Genomic DNA, 14,371 nt, shown 5'->3' with positions numbered 1-14,371 from the left:
GTCTCTGTTCCTGTCGTCCTCGGCTTTAGGCGCAGTCAATCTCGTTTCATGAATCCCAACGTTTATCTACCAACCCGTCCCACAAGGAAGGTAAGAGGAAGGCAGCTATGTCAACCCGCAAGTTCACCAGGGCCATCCACAGCGGCTTGAATCAGGTCAGTCGTGCCGTCACCCAGCGCATCCAGCGAGGCATTCGGCGCAGTGTCCTCTGGCTATTTCACAACTGGCTCAGCCTAAATCGCGCCTCAGCTAAGGCGGGCTTTGTGTTGCCAACAACTATTTTGCTGTTGCTGGTGGTGCTGTTGACGGTTGGCTCGATTGGCTACCGCACCTACACGCGCACCGTGCAGACGATTGGGGAACGGCAGCAGCGCGTGGTTTACAACGCTGCCACGCCCACGATTGACCGTGCCAAGGCAAAGCTAGAGTACCTGTTTGACCCCCGCCGCGACCCCCGCTTCCCCAGCGGCATTCCGTCGGAAACCTGGCTGCTGGGCATGATGCTCAACACAGGTACAACCGTTCCTGGAACGACCGTTACCGTCCCTCGCCATCCTTCTAGCCTGGCGAACCCGACCTTCGACCCCTACACACTGCCGGGTGAAACGCGCATTGACCTGGACGGAGACGGCATTGTGGACAATGCGTGGCGCTATCCCACCGACACCGATGGCGATGGCACCAATGATGCCACAGTTGCCTACTCGATTCTCTACAAGACCGACCTGGCCAATATTCAAGATACCAGCGACACCGCGATTCGCGGCAGCGGCACAAACCCAGGACGGGCGAGTCGCCAGGAGGTTCGCAACGGCCCGCTGAGCAACAACAGCTCCCAAAATAATGCTTGCTCTACCGGAGCCGTCGCTGCAACTGCTGATGGTGTAGGACGGGGCTGGCTACCGGATGGCAACAATACCTCCCTGCTGCGGAAAAACTTCCAGGTTGACGTATACGTACAGCCCAATACGCCCAACCGACCTGTGGCAGCGCTGGAGTTTCAGCAAGACCGCACGGTGGAGCAGGGCAATAAATGGGGAGCTTGGTTCCGCAACGACCTCGAGATATTCCCTGGTCCTGCGTTTAACTGGAACGGCGCGATGCACTCTGAGGGCAACATCATCATTGGCAACGGTAGTTTCCGGAGCTACATGATTAGCTCTCGGTTCTCGTGCCTCTACAGCGCCGATGCCTCAGAGGTGAGTACGGTGGAAACCAAAAACGCTGCGGGGCAAATCGATTTTAGGGGGCAATTTTTAGCTGCGAAATTGAACAACAACAGCAGCACTGCTGGAGACACCTCAACGTTTGAACTGTATGAGGGCTATGGGATTAACCCCAGCAACGCAAACCTCACCCCGGGGACGCACTCGGTCAACTTGGGGTCAACTGCACCCGTAGACTACGCGCTAGACCCGGTTATCTTGCAGACGGAGGCCCGCTCCGCGTCACGGGGCGTAGCAAACCCCACGGCTTCTCGCCCTGGCTGGGCAGGCACAGCCCTCAACCGCAATGGTCAGGGACGACTGATTCAGCCGCCCCAAGAAAACCCGCCCTATGTGGACGACTCCTATCGGGCTGATGACCGCTATGGGCCCAAGCCAACCTACGGTGGACGTGAGGACGACCCAGCAACCTCAATTCCTGGGTTGATCGGGGAGCAGATTCCAACTACCGAAACTCGACTCGTCGGCAATACGCCTGGGGTTGGGCAAGACGAAAGTGCCGTGGGTCTGGATGGCTATTGGGAACGCCGCGCTCGCAACGAGGGAATGCGGATTATCGTCGGCCAGCGACTAGAATTGGGGGATGCCGCAGGTTGGGGTGGCCCATTCCCAAACGACACAGCTAGTTTTGAACCCCTGAAGCCCTGGCCAGGTTGCATTGCGCAGAATGCAGGTCGTTGTAATGAAGCTCGACAGCGGCGATCGCTCTATGACAACCTTCCCGCAGTGCAGGGAGCCGCGATTTACCATCGGGCTGCGGCAGAGACCTCTGCTGATCGCGATCGCCCTGCAGCCTGTCTTGCCCTCACGGTTCATCCTGGCACAGCAGGCACGCTTGACCGCAGTGCCACCTTCGAGAACCTGGCCCTCAATCTTGAGTCCGGATTTTCAGCGCCTTATGACACCCCAGGTTCAGTCATTTCTGACTTTTTGCGAGGGCGCGGCACCAACGGCTGGGAATACAACCTCCCGCCTGCCAATGCATTCAGTGCGCTAAATACGCCGACCATGCTGGCGCTGCAAAACCTAGCAAACTTCGCAGGCGATCCGCGCGGCGGCGCACCATCCTTCACGCCTGTTCAAGATCAGCAGGTTCACCCCTACCCCTGGTTCTCGATGTGGGGCGACTTCTCAATTCTGCGTCGAGTCATTGCTCGGATGGCGGCAGGTACGTCCTTCGCCAACCTTAGCCCGGCAGATAAGTCTACGCTGTACACCTCTGCCTGCACGATGGGGATGCTAGCCTATCAGCTTGACTATTTAGAAAAATTTGATCCGAATGCGGCGGGCGTGCCACTGGGGAATGCCTATGCAACTCAGGCAGACGAAGACACGGCCTTCACCAATCCAGCCTTGTCTGCCCAGTTCTACGCGGGGCTTCGGGGTGTCATTCGCGCCCTCGATCGCGGAGTCAGCCCCTTTGGCCCGCTTTCGGCAGCCAATAGCAACGACTTTATCATCATGGTGAAGGATCGAGGCAACCTCGACCGTCCGCGATCGCCCGAAACCGTCATTGCCCTGATGCAGCAGTGGCGCGATCAGATAGTTGCATCTGGAACGCCCTACAGCTTCCCCAATGGCGGTGGAACCCTGACGGCTGACCAGATGAACGACTACATCCGGCTGGCTCAAATGATCATCTCCAAAGAACAGGTGGCGCGCGATCGCCAGTGGGGCTTCTTTGGTTACGATAATCTGGGTGATGCGAACGTAGCCTATGCCACTCGGACACCGGCTACAGCCGTCCAGGTTGCAGGCTTCTACGGGGATGGCAAAACCTGCCGGCAGATGTGGGAGAACAGCGGGGTTGGCTCTGGTGATCCCATCAAGTATCTCTGTTCAAATCGTCCCTTCTACCCTGCACTTTATAACCTGTTTCCAGCACCGCGCGAGGAGCAGCCTGGTACAGGTGCCCATCCCGACGCAGCAGGGACACTGGCCAGCGGCGGGGGCAGAGCAGCCCGCGACCACGCCGACGCAGCAAACGATGCCTATCTATTAGCTCGCAACGCCAGCGTAATCTATCAGCCCGTACGCCCAGAAGCGGTGCGGCTGCTGCCTCGTCCGCCTGCAACTTGGGTGCTGCCCTTTGAGAACCTGACTGCGGCTCCTGCGGGCAGCACGGCTGAATCAACGCCGAACAACAACCGCGATACGCTGATTAAGGTCTGCATAACGGATAATTGCTCTCGCTACAGCTTAGGAGGCAATCCGACCAACGGCACCTTCCGCCGGGTTGGCTTCAAAGATGCTGCCCTGATGAACGGTCGTGAGCTGCTCAGCGTGCGCGTGCTAGATGTCAATCTCGATCTGCTGCGTCGTGCCGGGAACGGGTTGACGGGCGATCGCTGGCTTCCTGCTGCAGGGATTGTCTACGCTTTTCGTGAAGATGCGGTCTCGGAAGCAACCATTGTTCGTCCGTCCCCGGCTGATTGGCCAAGCTGCAACACTGAAGAAAGCCTCCGTACAGAAGCCACTTGCCGGATGAATACAGGGGATGTGAGTGCTTTCGGATCAACTGACCCGCCATTAAATGAAAGCAACTTTGTAACACCTAAACCTGTGGACTATTACCCCGACCCCGATCGGCGTCCCAATGGCTTCCGTCTCAAAAACGGTTCTCGGCTCGATCGCCCCGGAGATAATGGGCGCGGCTTGTCCTTCATCTCCGACAACCCGGTTTACATCCAGGGCAACTTCAACTTGCACCAAAATGCTGCTGGAACTGAACTTCAAGAGTTTACAACCCTATTGACTTATGACGGACAGCAGCGGTATGCCAACTTCCACAGCCGCACCTTGGCTCAAATTGATACTAACTTCGCCCGTGCAGGGGATCTGTGGCGGCCCAGCGAGGTTCTAGCAGACGCAATTACCATCCTGTCGGACAACTCCTGTGACGGCAGTATGCAGGATGTCTTCTTGACCGTTGGGGTTGCACAGACCGCAACCCTGGCTGATGCGCGTAATGGCGATGCCCGATATGGCTGCCAGGGAAATGGCAATCGTACTACTTACCTCAACTTCTCACGCCCCAGCGACGCAGGAAACGCATCTGCCCCTTTCCAAACAGGTACCACAGACCCTGCACCCAATACGCGAGATGTGGTTCGAGATCAAAATGGCAACCCAACTGCACGCTGGATGCGAACCAACTACGCAGACAGCATGTTTAGAACGTTGACAACAGCCACTTTGAAACCCCAGGAAGGAGATTCTCCGATTATCGTAGGACGTAACGGAGTACCTCGTCTTCCTCGAATAGCAGCTAGCAGCAACTCACGAAACTACACGGGAGCCTACTATCCGATTACGAGCGACCGCCCGCTGATTCCAGCCTTGCCAAATACGCGGGTAAACTCCATTATCATTAGCGGGCTGGTGCCCTCTCGTGCAAACCAGTCCTACGGAGGATTGCACAACTTCCCTCGGTTTAATGAAGACTGGACAAACAACTCGCCCCTATTCATTTCGGGTTCGCTGCTCCAGTTGAGCTTTAGTCAGCAAGCCACTGGTCCCTATGACCAGGATGCTTGGGAAGTTGGGACAGACCCAGTGGTCAATGAGGCAATTCGCTATTACGTACCGCCTCTGCGACGCTGGGGGTATGACGTGGGTCTACAACTGGCACCAGCCGGGCCAATCGCCCAGCGATTTGTCACCGTTCGCTCGATCCGCAGCGAGTTCTATAGCGAGCCGCCCGCTAACGACCCTTACATTCGGCAACTTTGTAATGCGATTCAAGGCGCATTGCCCCCTGCCAACCGTCGTTCTTGTCCTGCGTAATTGAGAGGTCAACCCCCTATGAAATTCTCAACTGCGAACTCTCCGACGCTCGACTCCAAAAAACCGACCGCAACAGCTCGCTGGTCTGCTAAAGCGCTGAGCAAGCGGGGTCGGCTAGCACAAGCAGCGGCTCCCTCGAGCCGCTCCTCCGAATCAGGCGTGACGCTGCTGGAATGCCTAATAGGTGTTGCGGTGATTGCGATCACAGCAACCCTGATCTTACCGCCGCTGTTTATCGCGTCGGCATCGCGAGTGCAGAATCGTCGGGCTGAGCAAGCCTTCCAAATTGCCCAGGACGAAATCGATCGCATTCAAACTCTGGTCGCCAGTGGACAACACACTGCCACAAATCTGCCTGCCTCAGCGGGAGCATTCACAAACGGTGCAACCGTTGGCCCGCCGACAGGGGTTGCGGGTGTGCGGAAATGTGTCGATACGGGCTTGGCCAATCAATACACTGGCTCTGGGGTAGGTGCACTCCAGGCTATCCCGATAGATATCGACGGCATCACGGTAAACGGCGACCCCTGTGCGCCTGAGTTCTATATGCAGGTGTTTCGCAGCGTCAGCCCGAATGACACCGCACCTGGCGGCAACCGTCAAAACAGTTTCATTCTGGGCGTTCGGGTTTATTCAGTCATTGCTCGGCCAAACTTTGGCAGCATGGCGACTCCGGTGCAGCCTGCGGCGCTCAACATCACCTCTGGCACGGGCAGTCAGCGAGTGCGGCCGCTGGTGGCGCTGTATCCGCGCATGACCTGGAGCGACCAGGGAACAACGCTTTGCCAGCTTCATCAGCAGGGAGGGACTCCCTGCCCCTAACGATATCGAAATGAAACCTGAAACCGACCAGATTTGCTAGGCGTTCATAGCGAGCATTTATAACTAAGCCTAGGCGCAGAGTTTAATTTCAGATTTTTGATTTCAGGTTATTTCGGATTATTCAAGGAAGATTGTCGAGGTCTTCTGGTTGAAGTTTCCTAAGTGTGTTCGTAGGCAGGATCGCTCGGCTGAAGTTGGACAACTGATGTGTCACGTTGGGGATGCTGGGTTAAAGGCAACCAAACGGTTTGAGAAGAGCAGCAACTATGGTAGGAACTGGAGCAAGAACTGGGATGGGCGACCGGCTGGTAGAACGAGTCAAGGAATTGCTGAAGCGGCGGCGAAGTCGGTCAAACGTTTTCGACGGCGGGCTTTACCCTTACAGAAACTGCTCATTGTCGCAATTATCAGCAGCATTATTATTTCTGGGCTGATGTATTTGGTGGTGGAGTTGCTGACCGCTGATCAGCGCGAGGCATCCCCGCTCTGAAACCCAGCGAGAAATGCAGCAAGCCCCTGGATTACATTTCTGCGGAACTGCGCGAGGCGACGTTTGTCTATCGAGGACGCTGTTTGGGCGCGGGTATCGCGGCCAATCCGGTTGCTGTGCCCCCGGAACCAGGCTGCCCTGGGCTGCAAAATGCGCTGAACGCTGTGCTGCCAGCGAATAGCACACCCGTTATCGGCTTCTGGAAGCAGGACCCCCTGCCCAATGCTCTGCGAGAGCGCTGCCGAACCACCCAGGTTGCCGCAGGCAATTATCCAGTGCCTTGCGTGACGGGTAGCTCCTATTCTCTGATTGTGTATGCACTAACTACTAGCAATCCGACGGGAATCTGGCGAGGTCGGGCGCGAATTGTGCGCTATGTTCTGCCGGAGTTTACGGGGTCGGGCGCAAACTGGCGTAAAACGGGGGGCTATACGGCTCCAGCAAGTGGTGCGTTTGCCTCGTGGCAGCCTGTTGCAGGAGAGACGCTGGAGGGTAATTCAGCAGTTCTGGTGGATTTTGTGGATGACGGGCAAGCGGCGAATGCGCTGGGTATACCTGCACCGAACTGTCCAACTGGATATAACATTTCTCCAGAGTCTGCCACCACAACCTACCGGGGTGGGCTGTATGCCTGCGTGACGAATGAAACGTTGACCAGTCAATTCCGGGACGTTTCGCTGTTTATTCGGGGGAATGCTTTTGGGCGACCGGGCATTAATTCAGACCGCGAGTTTACAACGACATTGCAAACGCGCGTGTTGGGTCGTGCTGTGCTGGAACGGAATCCGTCTAGTGCGGGGCCTTAGCGCAAGGTTTGTTCTGTTTTCTCAGTTCGGTTCAGTGTGAGCGGTATCCCAGTCTCAGGAGGCGCGTGATGAAGTGGTTTTTGCAGCGGTCTTTTGGGCGATCGCCCTCAAGGTCTAATCAACCGGGTTGCCAGACAACAGCAGGGTTTACCCTGACTGAAGTGCTTGTAGTTGTGATTATGATTGCAGTCTTGGCGGCGATCGCCGCCCCGAGTTGGGTGGCCTTGCTGAATCGTCAGCGCCTAAGCAATGCCACCAACGACGTGCTGCAAGCGCTCCGACAGGCGCAGGATGAAGCCATTCGGACACGCTATCCCCAGCAGGTGACTCTGACTACAGGGGCTAACCCAACTATCAACGTGCTGAATGAAGTGCGAAGGGTTGGTCAGGGTAGTGTCGGGATGACGGTTACACCCACTGCTGCGACCACGATTACGTTTGGGGCTACAGGTGGCCCTATTACTGGCCCTCAGGACATTACACCTGCTGCCAACTTGCCCATTTCGATTACGGTGACAGTGCCCGCGACTGGGGGAGTACGGCGTTGTGTGGTGATTGAAACGCTATTGGGCGCAATGCGGACAGTCAATCAGGGCGAGAACGGCTGCTCTTAGTCGCTTTATTATCCCCTCATTCTGTGGGTTGTAGATAGATTTGGCTGAGGATAATCCGTAGGCGATCGTAGTCGTCTTTCAAGATTTGGCTGAGGCTGCGGCCGGCTTGTACCAACCAAGGGCGATCGCCCTTTCGCAGTTGATAAATATCGCGGATGGCGGCGGCGATCAGCGCCTCGACGGGGGCATTGCTCACTTGCAGCAGCGTCCGCAAAAAGTCGAACTGTTCGCTGAAGTGGATGATTTCTGCGGGCGTGCAGGCATAGACCGCTTGGTGAATCTGGGGCGGGCGTGGCGGCAAATGCTGATAGACCGTTTCGCTGAGGCGGGTTTTGCCGTTGCGCCCAGCAGTACGGGGGCGGAAGCCGACGATCGCCGCCCGAAATTCCGTCTTCAGCATGGCGAAGATTTGCGGCTGCTGCTCGCGCAGTTCAGCCAGGGAAAGACCCAGCGCTCGCGCCCGGTGGACAGAATCGATGGGGCTGGTGGTGGCGTGATAGACCACCGCGTAGATCTGGTTGCCCGATTCTTCGTCGCTAGATTTGACCCAACTGCCGAAGGGCGGCATGACGGCAAAGCTCAGGTCGTCCGGCTCCAGGCATTGGGCCAAAAACTCCGTTGTGGCGGTTTCGATGACTTCGGCCAGGTAATCGGGCGATCGCGTTTGATTGGCAGCATCCGGCAGCGGCAGGCGCATCGGTCAACCATCCAGAGTTCAAGCATGAACGAATGCTCTGGACTTAAGCTTCAAACTTGAGTTTCAAACTTGCGTCCAGAATCTTTCTCATTCATACCGCAACTAGCGTACAAATGCACTTTTTTAGGCGAGTTTGTACAAGTTTATCCAGGATTTGAGCAGCATCCGCCTCATTACCTGCACTGTTTCTGTGCAAAATCCTATCTAGAACATTGCGCTTATTTCCCTTTTTTGCGGCCTGCTGTTGCGTCTACTAGCTCCAACTCCGACAGGCGAAAGGTAATGAGCTTGTCCCAGTTTCCGCCTTCAAACAGCACCGCTGCCTTGCCGTCGCTAATGCGCTGCACCAATCCCTGAAAGCCGTAGTAAGTGTCGTCTACATTTGTTACGCGAACCGCAGAACCCGGCAAAATCAGCATCGCCAAAAATCCCAATCTGAAGTTAACAATCTGATATTCAGATTAAAGGATTCTGTCCCCAAACGCAGTTTGAAATCGTAATCGTTGCGATTAGGAAACCCTCAGGGCGATAGCTTGGCTTTGCCCCAGCGGTTGGTTTTGTACCAGTGGGCGATCGCCGGAACCCAGGCTTCAAAATGGGGCCAGACCAGTTCACAAAGCTGGCGAATTTCGAGCTGGGCATCGGCTTTGGAGCGCAGGTCGAGCAGATGACAGAGCGATCGCACGTTAAAGCTCATCACCCAGTGCTGGCGCGTGTCCATCGGCAGCAGCCCCGCAGCGTGTTCCTCGGAATAGCCTGAGTCTATCTTACGGGCATAGTGCTGGAGCATTTGGGTGGCCAGTTCCATGTCGGCCTGGCGATCGCCCTCGGTGTAGGTGTAGCGCTTGCCCTGGCGATCGCGGTACTCCCCCACCGGGCGAAAATACACGAGCGATTCCAGGACTTCGGCGGTAGGATTTTGGGCAAATTCGCAAAACCGGACGCTAGTATAGCGGAGGCTTTGCACCGAAAAATGCACGCCGACGCGGTGGCGGGTAATCTGCTGCATCGTGCGATGATTGAACCCGATGACGTTCAGCGAAATTTGGGGTGCTTCAAAGGGACTCCAGTGACCGCGATCGCCCGCCAGGAGGTGCTTTACGGCATATTCCCCGGCTTTTTCTTCGTCGGGGGCAGGGTCGTCAATCGCTGGGCCCTCGCAAACGCATTGGTGAGCCGACCGCCAGATGAGGCGCTGGGGGTTGGGGGTTTGCTCCAGCAGCTCGATCCGAAAGTATTTATCCATGAGCGCAGGTATGCTTGGTCAAAACTGCATTATAGGCGATCGCACCGGGCTGCTCAGGGACGTTCCCCGTCAAGATTTAAGCTTTGATCTGGGTGCTGCTTGATTAACCCAAAAGATGGTTTTAGCCCTTTTAAGCTGAGTCCAAAGAATGATTTATCAAGGCTGTTCCCCAATGTCTGTGATCCTGAGAACATTCCCTTTGTATGGTCTAAGCCTATACCTTTAGACGGAACGATTTGAGATAAAACCTTTAGGGTGCTTTCTGCTTTCTGTTTAGAGTTTGTAACTATGTGTGTTTCCTCGAGATCAGTCAGTTTTTTTCTAGGCAGTTTCCTGTGGCTGGGTGCGACATCTACAGGTGCGGCATCTACAGGTTTGGAATCACCAGGTTTGGAATCACCAGACACGACATTCCTAGGTGCGACATCCACAGTGGCGCAAGTGCGCCCCATACAGCGCTCCATCCAAGCTCCGCAGCAAACCCCGCAACAAATCGCGCAAGCAGAGGCAGGTGTGGCAGAGCTAAACCGGGGTCTGCAACTGATTCAGTCTGGGCAGGTGGAAGGGGCGATCGCCGCCTTTCGGCAGGCAGTGCAGGTCAATCCACAATTGGCTCCCGCGCACTATAACTTGGGTCTGGCGCTGCGACAAACGGGACAGCTTCAAGCGTCGGCGGAGTCGTTCTATCGCGCTGCTCAGGCCGATCCTGGCTTTGCGCTGGCCTTTGCAAACCTGGGTGCGGCGCTGCTAGAGGGCAACAATCTCGACATTGCCAATCAGTATCTCCAGCGGGCGGTGCAGCTTGATCCAAATCTGGGGCTAGCGTATTACAACCTGGGACTAGTGCAGCGGCGACGGGGCAATGCGGCAGCAGCGATTGCCAGCTTTCAGCGGGCTGCCCAGCTTACCCCTACCTCGCCAGAACCGTCCTACTACCTGGGACTGACGTATCAGGATCAGCAGCAGCTGGCGCTAGCAGCCCAGGCCTTTCAGCGGGCGATCGCCATCAACCCCCGCTATGCAGAAGCCTACTACAGCCTGGGGTCTGTTCTCATGCAGCAGGGCGACCTCGGCAGCGCCCTCAATGCCTTCCGCCGCTCGACCGATGCCAATGCTACCTACGCCAATGCCTACTATGGCGCAGGTCTGGTGTTTCTTCAGCAGCAAAACTATGCCGAAGCCCAGCGCGTCTTGCAGCACGCCCGCGATCTCTACAGTTCTCAGGGCAACGCCCAGTGGGCCAACAGCGCTGCCCAACTGCTTCAGCAGGTGCCGCGTTAGGAGGGGAGATTCTCGATTTTGGATTGGCGATTCAAGCTAAACGGTAAACAAAAGAGGCACAAACAAAAGAGGCAACTGCCTCAGAATTTGCAGCTACCTCTTCTAATGGGTGATTCAAAGTAATGGGTGATTCAAAGAAGTTAGCAAAGCTTAGAGCGAAGTATAGATAGGTTTCTAGCAGAAACCAACGTCTGAAGCTCACTCGCTCAAGCTTACTTGCTGGCCATGAACCCTTTGACTTGACGGAGGGCAGCTTGGCCAATGTTGTAAACCGCCCAGCTACCAGCAAGAATCACAGGCAACAGCACAATCAAAACACGCCAGTCCATAGTCGATATCCTCCCCTATAAGTTTTGTGAAAGGCTCTCATCTTTGTTTTCTATTTTGCGATGAACTGACGCAGATTGCTAGGGCGTGTCATCAATTAAGCCAAATAAGGGCAGCCGCCATGTAAATTGCACTCAGAAACGTCTCGGCTAACTTGTCATAGCGTGTCGCAATCGCTCGATACTGCTTGAGTTTGGCAAAGAAGTTCTCAATCAGATGCCGCGCTTTGTATAGCTCCTTGTCGTAATCACGCGGTGTCTTGCGGTTTCGCTTGGGCGGAATCACAGCCGTCTTGCCCTGTTGTTGGAGTCGCTCAATCACCCGTTGGTCTGCGTCATATCCTTTGTCAGCCAGGACTGTATCAGCTTGAATATTCTCTAGCAGCACATCAGCCCCATCAAGGTCACAGGTCTGCCCGGGTGTGAGGTGAAAGCCTGTCGGATTGCCCAGTGCATCGACAGTCGCATGAATCTTGGTGCTCAATCCCCCTTTACTACGACCAATGGCTTGGGCATTGGCATCCCCCCTTTGCCCCAGCACTATGCTGATGAGCACGCACAATCGTGGTGTCGATCATGGCGTATTCGTTGTCTGCATCTTCAGACAGCACCTGAAACACCCGTTGCCATACGCCCGTCTTTGCCCAGCGCCGAAAGCGGGTGTGAACCTTGCGAAAATGACCAAACCGCTCTGGCAAGTCTCGCCAGGGAATGCCGGCTCGATATCGATATAGCACTGCCTCGACAAACAGACGATTATCCTTTGCTGTGACTCCTACCGCCCCGCTCGTCCAGGGAGCAAATCTTGGAGCCGTTCCCATTGGTCATCGCGCAGGGCGTAGCGTCGGGTTGTCATAATCGTCAGATAGCTGAATCACTGCTGATTACAGCTTATCTAATTGATGACACTCCCTAGGGTTTAGGCGAGGTTTTGATTGCGAAATGTTAAGAATTTCGACTATTCTTGAGTGCCCATTTGCTGCGTTTCAGTTCTGGATTGCCACTCCCTATGACCGGGCATCCCAAGCCGCAGCTGCATCATTGACTGCCTGATCGACCGATTTTTCGCCCAGCATGGCAGCTTGAAGCTGGTCGTAGATAATCTTTTGCAGTTCCTTGATATCCTCCATTCGGGGCAGCAGCACTTCGGCAGACTGCATCTGGCGGGCGCTGACGGCGCGGGCAGTGTCGAGTGTAGAGGCAGATGTTTCAGCGGCAGTGCTGAAGTAGGGATCGGTCAGCGAGGTCGCCGTGGAAGGTAGCACGTTCGCGGCTTTGGCAAAGGCAAGCTGATTTTCGGGATTGGTGACAAACAGGGCAAACTTGACGGCAGCTTCGGGGACATCGGTGCTGCGGGGAACGACGAGGTTCATCACGGCGACGTTGGTTTTACCTGTGTCTCCGGTGATTTGGGGCGCAACAGCGGAGACTTGGGCGATCGCCGGTGCATTGGTTTCCACAGTCTTCAAAAACTGCGGGCCGGAGTTTAAGATGGCGATTTCACCAGCCTGATATAGCTCAATAGCACGGCGGTGTCCCTGGGTTAGCACTTCCTGGGGCAGCAGACCTTCTTTATATAAGTCCACCCAATACTGGAAGGCGGCGCGTCCTTCGGGCGTATTGAAGGCTGCCTTGCCACTGTTGTCTACCAGCGTTACGCCCATCTGAATCAGGGATTGCAGGACTTCTGCTGAATCAGTCGGCACGAAGGTCACAAAGGTGGCGTACTTGCCTGTGCGCTCTCTGACTTGGCGAGCCACCTGGGCCAGTTCTGCAAAGTTTGCCGGGGGCTGCTGCACGCCGGCCTGATTAAGCAAATCCTGGTTGTAAATGGCGATGCTGGTGGTGAGATACCAGGGTAGCCCAAAGGTTTTGCCATCGAGCGTGTTTGCCTGCCAGATCTTGGGCAGATATTGCTGACGGGCTTCGGCGGGCACCTGGTCATCGAGCGCCATCCAGGCGTTGCGTCCGGCAAGCTGTGCCGCAAAGTCGGGGTTGAGGTTAACCACATCGGGCGCAGTGCCTGCGGAAACGGCCGTTAGAATTTTGCTCTGCATGTCGCCCCAGGGCACGTCTACCCACTTGACCTGAACGCCGGGGTTTTCTTGCTCAAACCGGGCAATCAATTCGTTGAAGTAGTCGGTGAACTGCGGCTGGAGCTGCATGGTCCAAAACTCGACTTCGGGCGATCGCGCGGTTGGCGGTGCGCCGGGGCTACAGCTAATGACCCAGGTCAAAACCAGTCCAAACAGGGTCATCAGGCTCAAAGATTTCCAGGGTTTTCGCCAGGGGTGTCGTAGGTACATGGTCATTCAGGGCAGTGGTTTAGAGCAGGTTTCGATTGCTGCATTGCTCACCCTATCGTAGATTGCGCTACCGTAGCAAAGTTCCTGGGCGATCGCCCCTTGCAGGGTGAGCTAGCGTAAGCGCGATCGCCAAAAGCGCCCGTCGCCGCGTACCGAATCTGCCCCGCCGCCACTGCTACCCCAGCAAAAATCGCGCACAAACTCCCAGGAAACAGCCCTCTGAAAGCGTTCTGGTAGTTTTTTTCTAAACCTTTGCTCAAAATATAGCCTGTCGTTTCCGCAGGTTTTCCACAAATCGTAGATAAACTGTGCCATTTTTCTAAATTGCGTGTACCATTGCTGGCTAAGTGTAGCTACATCAGGAGATTTCTCCGCTGTCGATTGAGAGGCGGGTTGGTGCCCTTGGTGGGGCGATCGCCAACTTGATTCAAAAATTTCGTTCAGCAGGTCAGTTTGGGTTAGCCGATTCAACAATTCAGGGTGTCGGTTTGTGTAGGTCGTTGCTGCTTGAACGATGAAGGGCAAGCTATTAAGAGAGGTTTAACTGGGGTACTTAGACCCATTTCTCTGGCTTGATCGGCAATCTTTTCAGTTTTTTAGCTTGAAAGCCTATATTCTTGTGTTCGGCTGCATGATTCTGAATTAAATTGGGTAGCATGTGTGTTCAGGATCTCCAAACTTAGTCTCAGTTAATAGTCCGGGTCATGTTCGTTTTCGGACATAGTTTTGCAGTTTGATACGGTCTAAGTTTGCAGGCACTTTCCATACTGA

12 protein-coding genes and 1 pseudogene are annotated in these 14,371 nt (G+C 55.4%); 5 read left to right on the top strand and 8 right to left on the bottom strand.

Annotated features, from left to right (window positions below; translation table 11 throughout):
• The first annotated feature begins 107 nt into the window (after positions 1 to 107).
• The 4 genes from hpsA to O77CONTIG1_RS08260 all read left to right on the top strand — a co-directional run bounded on the left by hpsA (position 108) and on the right by O77CONTIG1_RS08260 (position 7,744).
• A complete protein-coding gene (hpsA, locus tag O77CONTIG1_RS08280; RefSeq protein WP_068509686.1) occupies positions 108 to 5,012 on the top strand; it encodes a hormogonium polysaccharide biosynthesis protein HpsA in 4,905 nt (1,634 codons plus the stop codon).
• Between the two features lie 18 nt (positions 5,013 to 5,030).
• Entirely contained in the window at positions 5,031 to 5,834 is an 804-nt protein-coding gene (locus tag O77CONTIG1_RS08275) for a type II secretion system protein (RefSeq protein WP_068509684.1), read from the top strand.
• A gap of 573 nt (positions 5,835 to 6,407) precedes the next feature.
• Positions 6,408 to 7,130 (top strand): hypothetical protein, encoded by a 723-nt coding sequence (locus O77CONTIG1_RS08265; RefSeq protein ID WP_068509679.1) that lies wholly within the window; start codon positions 6,408 to 6,410, stop codon positions 7,128 to 7,130.
• Between the two features lie 68 nt (positions 7,131 to 7,198).
• The gene (locus O77CONTIG1_RS08260) at positions 7,199 to 7,744 is read left to right on the top strand and encodes a Tfp pilus assembly protein FimT/FimU (RefSeq protein ID WP_084782375.1); all 546 of its coding nucleotides are present in this window, start codon (positions 7,199 to 7,201) and stop codon (positions 7,742 to 7,744) included.
• A gap of 16 nt (positions 7,745 to 7,760) precedes the next feature.
• On the opposite strand, the gene O77CONTIG1_RS08255 is transcribed toward O77CONTIG1_RS08260, so the two are convergent.
• The 4 genes from O77CONTIG1_RS08255 to O77CONTIG1_RS25140 form a co-directional block, all read right to left on the bottom strand.
• Positions 7,761 to 8,441 carry an HAS-barrel domain-containing protein gene (locus O77CONTIG1_RS08255; protein ID WP_068509675.1) on the bottom strand — a complete coding sequence of 227 codons (681 nt, stop codon included), beginning with the start codon at positions 8,439 to 8,441 and terminating at the stop codon, positions 7,761 to 7,763.
• 218 nt (positions 8,442 to 8,659) lie between these two features.
• Positions 8,660 to 8,857: an NAD(P)H dehydrogenase subunit NdhS gene (locus O77CONTIG1_RS08250; RefSeq protein WP_068516242.1), complete on the bottom strand. Its 198-nt coding sequence runs from the start codon at positions 8,855 to 8,857 to the stop codon at positions 8,660 to 8,662.
• A 104-nt stretch (positions 8,858 to 8,961) separates the two neighbouring features.
• Positions 8,962 to 9,687 (bottom strand): FAD-dependent thymidylate synthase, encoded by a 726-nt coding sequence (gene thyX / locus O77CONTIG1_RS08245; RefSeq protein ID WP_068509673.1) that lies wholly within the window; start codon positions 9,685 to 9,687, stop codon positions 8,962 to 8,964.
• Between the two features lie 53 nt (positions 9,688 to 9,740).
• The gene (locus O77CONTIG1_RS25140; RefSeq protein WP_172799607.1) at positions 9,741 to 10,094 is read right to left on the bottom strand and encodes a hypothetical protein; all 354 of its coding nucleotides are present in this window, start codon (positions 10,092 to 10,094) and stop codon (positions 9,741 to 9,743) included.
• Between the two features lie 25 nt (positions 10,095 to 10,119).
• Here O77CONTIG1_RS25140 and O77CONTIG1_RS08240 point away from each other — a divergent pair, with 25 nt between their 5' ends.
• Entirely contained in the window at positions 10,120 to 10,968 is an 849-nt protein-coding gene (locus O77CONTIG1_RS08240; RefSeq protein WP_068509671.1) for a tetratricopeptide repeat protein, read from the top strand.
• A gap of 212 nt (positions 10,969 to 11,180) precedes the next feature.
• Here the strand turns inward: O77CONTIG1_RS08240 and O77CONTIG1_RS08235 are convergent, their stop codons facing one another.
• From O77CONTIG1_RS08235 to O77CONTIG1_RS24310, 4 genes and pseudogenes are all read right to left on the bottom strand, one after another.
• Positions 11,181 to 11,297 (bottom strand): photosystem II protein Y, encoded by a 117-nt coding sequence (locus O77CONTIG1_RS08235; protein WP_068509668.1) that lies wholly within the window; start codon positions 11,295 to 11,297, stop codon positions 11,181 to 11,183.
• Positions 11,298 to 11,388: 91 nt separating this feature from the next.
• A pseudogene (locus O77CONTIG1_RS23390) lies at positions 11,389 to 12,150 on the bottom strand (IS5 family transposase).
• 151 nt (positions 12,151 to 12,301) lie between these two features.
• Positions 12,302 to 13,600: an ABC transporter substrate-binding protein gene (locus O77CONTIG1_RS08220; RefSeq protein ID WP_068509666.1), complete on the bottom strand. Its 1,299-nt coding sequence runs from the start codon at positions 13,598 to 13,600 to the stop codon at positions 12,302 to 12,304.
• Between the two features lie 111 nt (positions 13,601 to 13,711).
• Positions 13,712 to 14,125 carry a hypothetical protein gene (locus O77CONTIG1_RS24310; RefSeq protein ID WP_156435050.1) on the bottom strand — a complete coding sequence of 138 codons (414 nt, stop codon included), beginning with the start codon at positions 14,123 to 14,125 and terminating at the stop codon, positions 13,712 to 13,714.
• Positions 14,126 to 14,371 lie beyond the last annotated feature (246 nt).

It is taken from the genome of Leptolyngbya sp. O-77 (assembly GCF_001548395.1).
GTDB lineage: Bacteria > Cyanobacteriota > Cyanobacteriia > Elainellales > Elainellaceae > Thermoleptolyngbya.
The sequence above is the reverse complement of the archived record's forward strand: the minus strand, read 5'-3'. Positions and strand labels throughout refer to the sequence as shown.

Bases quoted from the DNA above. Each gene is read 5' to 3' on its own strand.
- O77CONTIG1_RS08235 (WP_068509668.1), bottom strand. From the start codon at position 11,297: ATGGACTGGCGTGTTTTGATTGTGCTGTTGCCTGTGATTCTTGCTGGT.
- O77CONTIG1_RS08275 (WP_068509684.1), top strand. From the start codon at position 5,031: ATGAAATTCTCAACTGCGAACTCTCCGACGCTCGACTCCAAAAAACCG.
- O77CONTIG1_RS08260 (WP_084782375.1), top strand. From the start codon at position 7,199: ATGAAGTGGTTTTTGCAGCGGTCTTTTGGGCGATCGCCCTCAAGGTCT.
- hpsA (WP_068509686.1), top strand. From the start codon at position 108: ATGTCAACCCGCAAGTTCACCAGGGCCATCCACAGCGGCTTGAATCAG.
- O77CONTIG1_RS08220 (WP_068509666.1), bottom strand. From the start codon at position 13,600: ATGTACCTACGACACCCCTGGCGAAAACCCTGGAAATCTTTGAGCCTG.
- O77CONTIG1_RS08255 (WP_068509675.1), bottom strand. From the start codon at position 8,441: ATGCGCCTGCCGCTGCCGGATGCTGCCAATCAAACGCGATCGCCCGAT.
- thyX (WP_068509673.1), bottom strand. From the start codon at position 9,687: ATGGATAAATACTTTCGGATCGAGCTGCTGGAGCAAACCCCCAACCCC.